Source organism: Nocardioides sp. (assembly GCF_025964975.1).
Taxonomy (GTDB): domain Bacteria; phylum Actinomycetota; class Actinomycetes; order Propionibacteriales; family Nocardioidaceae; genus Nocardioides.
This window is the reverse complement of sequence record NZ_JAOPXV010000198.1, coordinates 1-6,472: the sequence shown is the minus strand read 5'-3', so window position 1 is coordinate 6,472 and position 6,472 is coordinate 1. Positions and strand designations below refer to the sequence as shown.

6 protein-coding genes are annotated in these 6,472 nt (G+C 64.1%); 2 read left to right on the top strand and 4 right to left on the bottom strand.

Translation table 11 applies throughout. The features are described from left to right. The coding region (locus JWN68_RS15355; RefSeq protein WP_297740451.1) for a hypothetical protein at nt 1-793 on the bottom strand (793 nt) is incomplete at its 3' end. Continuing rightward, nucleotides 762-1,943: a hypothetical protein gene (locus JWN68_RS15350; protein ID WP_297740449.1), complete on the bottom strand. Its 1,182-nt coding sequence runs from the start codon at nt 1,941-1,943 to the stop codon at nt 762-764. The genes JWN68_RS15350 and JWN68_RS15355, both read right to left, overlap by 32 nt. Before the next feature lie 517 nt (nt 1,944-2,460). Here JWN68_RS15350 and JWN68_RS15345 point away from each other — a divergent pair. Then, nucleotides 2,461-3,693 (top strand): hypothetical protein, encoded by a 1,233-nt coding sequence (locus JWN68_RS15345; protein ID WP_297740447.1) that lies wholly within the window; start codon nt 2,461-2,463, stop codon nt 3,691-3,693. A 115-nt stretch (nt 3,694-3,808) separates the two neighbouring features. On the opposite strand, the gene JWN68_RS15340 is transcribed toward JWN68_RS15345, so the two are convergent. Next, on the bottom strand, nt 3,809-4,018 hold the full coding sequence (locus JWN68_RS15340; RefSeq protein WP_297740445.1) for a helix-turn-helix transcriptional regulator: 210 nt from the start codon (nt 4,016-4,018) through the stop codon (nt 3,809-3,811). A gap of 303 nt (nt 4,019-4,321) precedes the next feature. Continuing rightward, complete coding sequence (locus JWN68_RS15335; protein ID WP_297740443.1) at nt 4,322-5,359, bottom strand: hypothetical protein; 1,038 nt, start codon at nt 5,357-5,359, stop codon at nt 4,322-4,324. Nucleotides 5,360-5,529: 170 nt separating this feature from the next. Here JWN68_RS15335 and JWN68_RS15330 point away from each other — a divergent pair, with 170 nt between their 5' ends. Further along, entirely contained in the window at nt 5,530-6,291 is a 762-nt protein-coding gene (locus tag JWN68_RS15330; RefSeq protein WP_297740441.1) for a nucleoside phosphorylase, read from the top strand. Nucleotides 6,292-6,472 lie beyond the last annotated feature (181 nt).

Sequence of the window (6,472 nt, the reverse complement as noted above, 5' to 3'; positions counted from 1 at the left end):
ATGACCCCACTTCACCGGGCAGCGTGACAGCCGCCGCCGGAACGGTCGTGGTGTAGCGATAGCGCTTCCACGGCGTTCCGTCAGGGGTCACGCCTTGGCCAGTTGATGCAACTGTCCCAGTGTCAGCAACCGCCCCGGCCCGACTTACGGCGATGGTGTCAGTGTCGCCGTATCGTCCGAATTGCAGGCTCAACCCTCTCGCCCTTGCTCGGGTCAGAGCACCACTCACTACGAAGTCCATGGAGACCGCCACGCTGGCGTGATTGGCGATCACCGGCAGATCAAACTCGTAGACCGCACCACTCGGGAGCGGTCCTGCCATCTCGCCCACGCCCTCGATGGCCATACGCCTCGCGGGAGCGAAGTTCAGCGGAACTGTGCTGGCGAATTCCACCACGGCAGGTCCGGAGTCATCGAGCTCAAGGGGCAGGGCCGATACGGGCGCCGACGACGCATTGAGTGCCGCGTCGAGGAATTGAGTCGTGCCAGTGACTAGGACGTCCAGGGCGCATCCGTCCCGTGCTGATCCCGCCTCAACTGCGGCACACGTGTCAAACGCGTCCTCGACTTCGTCAACTGGAAACTCGTCCAAGTCAACAACCGTCTCCGGATACAGCCGGTCTGTGAACGTTTCCGTCGACTCGCCCGGACCATAGGTGAACTGCGACTCGGACTGGTCGATCCGCCATGACTGCGCAAACCTGGTGTGCAGGAACCCTGCATCGACCGAATCACGCGCTTCACCTTCTCGCGTCTTCAGGTCATTGTCCGGGTTGCCGTCGGTTGTTCCCAAGCAATCCGGAAGTGGGCAAGTCCGGAGCAGCAATGACCCGCACGGCGTGATTGCCCCAGCTGAAGATGACGCCCCGCGACTGAGCGCGCGGGGAGAACACGTAATAGTCCGCTGCTCTCCGCCCGATGAAAGCGCCGCCATTGAAGTACAACGCGGCACCGTCGGCGATCGAGTAGGCCACGCCGTCGACGAGTATCCCGTGCTGCGAATCCATCTCGACAGAGAATCCATTGAGACTGAAAGCCAGATCGCTGATCACCGATACCTGGCCGGACCCGCCCCAGGGTTCGAACCGTGCCTGTAGGTCCAGACCGACAGCCGGGGCGTTGAGTAGCTGAAACTCGCCGACGGACTGTAGTTCGAATGACAACCCGTCCAGAGATGTGAGGTGCGGATCGCCCCACCCTCCGCCCGGCGGCGGACAGCGATCCGCAATCGGCTCGTCCCACTGATCCGAGAGCTCCTGGACAATGCTTCGTGCAAGTCCCGCCGGACTCGGGGCGGTTTGTACGTAGTTAGTCAGCTTTTCGTACTGCGACTGGAAGAGATCTGCGGCGCACCGCACACCACCGTAGTTGTCGTTGCCCCAGACCGGCGCATCGGGATCTGTCTCGCCGTCGCCGTCACCGTAGGGACCGTCGCCAACCTCTGGCACCGACTGTGGGCACGTGATCGGCTCCTCGCCGGGCGTGAGTCGCTGCTCGACTGTCGAGGTGCTTGAACCCTCCTCAACCCTCTGCACCACCAGTAGGGCATTCGCGTCGTCACCTAGTAAAGGGTCGTGGTCGCTCTCATCGAGAGTGAGGTCTTCGGCACCGACTTCGTAGTCGACCCCACACACGGAAAACCTGTCTTCGTACCCGGTTACGTCCAAGAGCTCCGCGCCAGCAGCTTCAGAACGGTCGTTCCACCACCTGACATACTTACGCAGTTGATCACGATAGACGTTAGCAAACCTCGAATCCGTGGGGTTTTTGCGCACCTTGACTTCTGCAATCAGCACGACGGCGTTGGGAGTGGTCGGGTTGAAGATCAGAAAGTCTGGCCTTAGATCGCGCTCCCCGGTCCTAGGCAGAGAGGTTTCCCACTGGATGCCGGGCTCAACCCCGCTCCCTGTGTCTGTCCAGTTGATACCAAGCGCTGCTCGCACATTCACGTCGCTATTCGCACGATTTACGAGTCGGGCCTGCGCCAGTGCTTCGAGCCCCTGCCCACCACATGCGTTGGCAGAGGGGTAATTGTCATTCTGACTAATTGGTCCAGTTAGGCACGGCAGCGAATTGTCGCCGCGAGCAGTATCTTGCAGCCGACCCCGAGTCCGCAGCTGAACCCCAGCGATGCACGCATCACCCACCGCCGTGTCGCGAGTCGTTGAGTAGGAGGAGACGTCCCCGGGCGAGCATGGAATCGTCGGTGACGTCGACGCAACCGAGGCTGCTGGGGGTGGCTGAAGGACTACGACTACTCCAGTCAGCAGGAGCCCGATACAAAACGCCGATACTCTCCGGACCGAACCGATGCCAGCCCTTTTCGAGCGCCCGTGATGCATAAGACTTCCCCCTGTGTCCGAGACCTACCTACGCGTCACAGGGTCGCGGCACTATCAGAGCTTCACAATAGTCCGAACGGGCTCTTTGCCAGGCGTGACGAGGTGTGATACTCGACGTATGACGGTTACCTACAACCGAGCTGTCCTTACGTCACACTGGGCCGGAGACGGCGGCGTCAACGCGATCGATGACCAGACCACGGTTCATCTGTGGATAGACCTCCTTGATGCTCCCGCCGAACCAGACGTAGCCGCGGCGCTTGACCGTGTGCTTCGAGAACTCAACGACCGCAGGCTCGACTGGGACGACGAGTTCGAGCAAGGCTCGCAGGGGAGGGTGTCGATCCCACTGGCCGACACTTTGGCGATCGGGGTCTGCGGGACAACCTGGGGTGTCGCTCCCACGGAGTACCTGGATGGCTTGTGTGAAGCCCTCACCGCATTGAGCTGGAGCGGGCGTTTGCGGCTGCACGTAGAAGCCAGACGCGTCTGGGTGCCCTACGGTCCCGAACCGACCATCACCACCATGCTCGGCTACGGTCTTGCACCCTGCCCCAACGGGCAAGGCTCGTCTCCCTGCGTGTGGCGCGACCAACCGGCTCTGAGGTCCTTCCTCGCGGATTTGGCATTGGAGTGGGTCAACGCCGCTCAAGGGCCGCTCACCTACATAGGCGACGCGCAGTGGCAGCCGACAAGTCGGCAAGCTCGTGATCTGCTAGACATCCAGCTGGGCGAGCCCTCGCCGTCAGGGATCGAGTTGGGTCGCCTCATCGGTGATCGGCCGGACCGCCAGCAGGACGGTCACTTCGAGAACCTCACCGGCCGAACGGGCCGCACGGCGGTGTTTGCGATGGGCTATCTGACCCTCACGGAGAACGACGCCGGCCGCACGTTGACTGAGCGGCTCGCGGACCATCACTCACTGCTGACCCGGCGAAGCCACCCGCCTCGCTACGGACTTACTACCGGGACGATAGGTCACGGACGACTCGGCGCAATGGCAGTTCATGGCGAACGCCTGAGCTTACGCGGCGAGCGAGTCTACGAAGTTCCCCACCAACGTCCGGGCCACACGGACGGCCTGCCAGACGCCTACTATGCCCAGCTCTTCGACAGCCGGATGCTCGACCGCTCTGGCGCCGACCTCGGCCTCTGGAACCGAGAAGACTTCAGCGAAGGACACGTTGTGCTGTCGGCCGCCGCCCCAGAACCGTGGTTTGCAGTTCAGCCGGCTCCCAACGACCCACGGCCACACTGGATCACGCACGATGCAGAGCCCAGCACTCTTGCTGACGCTCGGGCCGGTTTGGGAAGCTTGCTTCAACAACCTGAAGCTAAATCGGTCAATTGATGTGCCGGACGTTCGGCCCGACGACTAATGCAGTCTCGGCGGTCCCCCCGCGTCCGGGTGCGCGGGTGCTGGAATTGAGACGCCCGCGCGCTCGAGACGGTGTCAGCTGAGGGTGTCAGCTGAGCAGTTCCAGCGGATCGACGTTGATTATGGCTGCCAGACGTTCGAGGGTCTGGGGCGTCACGTTCCGTTCGCCACGCTCGACCCCGCCCGTGGAGGTGCGGCGGACGCCGACGATCTCGGCGGACGCTTCCTGGGAGAGGCCGCGAGCTTCGCGGTAGGCGCGGAGGTTGCGACCCACGGCGCGTTGCAGGTCCCCTGCCACGATTCAAACCATGTCGGTTGCTACTTGAACCGCCCCAAATGCATCGCGACGCCCTGGGAGCGGTAGCCGCCGGCTCTGATCATCGGTAGCGGATCGCGATGTGGGACCGCGACCGCCACGGCCGCCCCATCGAGCCCGGCACGCTGGTGTGCCCCTCCGATGCCGGCAGCCAGCACACGTCGCTGCGCTACACCGAACACCTCGACCTCGAGGGCATCGCGCCTTCGATCGGCACCTCGCCCGTCGGAAAGAGGCCACGGTCGGGCCCGGAGCACTCTGCGACAGGTGGCGAGCTGGGGCGGGCTACTTCTTATTATCGGCGAGCTTGTCGAAGAACTGCTTCACCATCGTGGGTGCGTCTGGGTTCTCGGTGAGCTCGTAGCCTCCGAACCGGTAGACCTCGTAGCCGTCCAGGCGTAGTCGGCGGTCCTCGGCGACCATCTGCGAGTAGAGCTCGGGGCTGGCCGTCGAGCCCTTGGCGTAGTGCTGCTTGCCATCTACCTCGATGACGACGCGCTGGCGGTCGCTGAAAAGGAGCAGGAAGTCCATCCGCTGTCGTGCCAGCGGGCTCCCGTTCGCGGCGGCGCGCCGGGCCCGCTGGGTCACCGGGTCGAAGTGCAGGTAGACCTGTGGGATGAGCGCCGGGATGTTGAAACCTTCCTTGTAGCGGGCGGCGTAGGCGTCGAAGATGACCTGCTCGGCCCGGTTGTCCGCCAGGGACCCGCGGAGCCGTTCGTGCAGGGCCAGAGCCACGGCGCGGTCCTCGACCCAGTCCGGGACCTCTTCGCGTTCGCGCCACCAGCGGATGAGGTGGGACAGCCACAGCCCTTCGGGGGGGACGGGGTGGTCGTAGACCAGGCAGAACTCCGCGTTCGCGGTGATCTCGATCTGGTTGTTCAAGGCGTCCCGCAGCACGAGCTCGGGCTTCGGGCCGTTCGCGGCGAAGATGAGGTTCTTGGTTGGGCCGTCAACGCCACCGCCGTCGCGCTGGTAGGCGTCGATGTAGAGCTCGAGCTCTTCGGCCCAGTTGGACTTGAGCTCGAACTCGGTTGTCAGGCGCCGAGCCAGCCCGGCGAGCTGCGGCAGCGTCCAGCCGTGGGTGTAGCCCCTGATGGCGTCGCGCTTCGAGAGGGTGTCGTCGCGCGGATCGATGTCGTCGCGCGCCCAGGTCAGGTTGAGTTCCTCGGGGAGCAGCGAGTCCAGCTGAGCGCGGGAGAAGGTACCGATGAGCGCGTCCTCTATGTTCGTGCTCAGGGTGCGTACGGAGGCTCGCGCCGGTGGTCGAGGACCGTTCGCCGCGATGTCCCAGGGCGTCGGGCCGGTGCCGAAGAACGAGTTCACGGACCTATTCTCTCCCGGGCAGCTCTGTGATTGAGGTGTGGTAACCGAGCGCGCGGATCGCGGCGGCAGAGGCGTGTGTCTTCGAGCGCACGCCAAGCGGCATGGTCAGGCGGGTCCTTGCAGCCCGGAATGAGCAAGACGGTCGGCGGGCCGTCGCCTAACGTGCCGACATGGACCTTCCCATTCTGGAGTTCGACGGCAGTGCCGGGTTCATCTCGCCCAGGGCACCCGCGTCGGTCGAAACCCTGACTCCTACCGCCGTGCTGTGCTTCTTTCCTGACGTGCTCCGCACCTGGGCACGGGACGGTCGGCTGCGCGAGGTCGGCGTTTTCAGCGAAGAAGTCGGCGGACGGCGCATCTACGTCTACGACAGAACCGATCCCGCCGTAACCGTCTTTCATCCAGGGATGGGAGGACCGCTCGCCAGCCACTGCGTTGAACAAGGCATCGCCGCCGGCATCCGCACGATCATCGCCGTGGGTGGTGCCGGATCGCTCGTGCCGGACTTCCTGCAGGACGACGTTTTGGTGGTCCAGGCCGCGATCCGCGACGAGGGCACGTCATTCCACTACCTTGCGCCATCTCGAGAGGTCGTGCTCGACCCCTCGGTCGCCGAGCGAGCCGTCGCGGCGCTCACTGAGTCCGGCATCCCGCACCGTGTCGGCAAGACCTGGACCACCGATGCTGACTTTCGTGAGACTCCCCAGCGGATCGCTGCACGACGTGCCGAAGGCTGCATTACGGTCGAGATGGAAGCCGCATCTTTGGCCGCCGTGTGCTCTTTTCGCGACGTGGGCTACGGGCAGTTGCTGTATTCGGGCGACGCACTGCACGAGGACACCTGGCAGGGCCGTGACTGGTCAACCTCGGGACGGCGAAGTCAATTGCTAGAGGTTGCGGTGCGGCTCGCCGCTTCGCTCGGTGGCTCCTGACCCGGACACTCGACTCGGCAGATCGGGTCGTCCCGCAAGCCGAACGTCTCAGGGTTGATCCCCAGCTGCTCACCGACCCGACGAAGAGCACCACTCCTTGTCGCACGGTCACGCCGCAGATCGACCGCCATCCGGATCACTCGTTCTCGAAGCTCCTCGGGGTACTTCCTCGGTGCTGCCA